At 65.4% G+C, this 243-nt stretch carries 1 pseudogene; it reads right to left on the reverse strand.

Annotated features, from left to right (window positions below):
- A pseudogene (locus tag R2R70_RS22565) lies at positions 1–243 on the reverse strand (hypothetical protein); the annotation flags it as partial.

The raw sequence follows: 243 nt of genomic DNA on the forward strand, positions 1-243 counted from the left end.
CGGCGAACGATGCGATCTTCAGCCATGCGCTGCCGAGCCCGCAGCCGGACGCGCGGATGCTCGTCGGATACTGCTCAGGCGTATAGACGTACGCGGTGATGAAGCCCGACGCCATCAGCCCCAGCGACAGCGAGCAGAAGATCGCGACGACATACACCGACGACGCGTGATAGACGCCCGCCAGCGCCAGCGACAGCGCACACAGCACGAACGACCAGACGATCACCGGCTTGCGTCCGAGCT

Origin of the sequence: Cobetia sp. SIMBA_158 (assembly GCF_046566945.1) — a bacterium.
Classification (GTDB): Bacteria; Pseudomonadota; Gammaproteobacteria; order Pseudomonadales; family Halomonadaceae; genus Cobetia; species Cobetia amphilecti.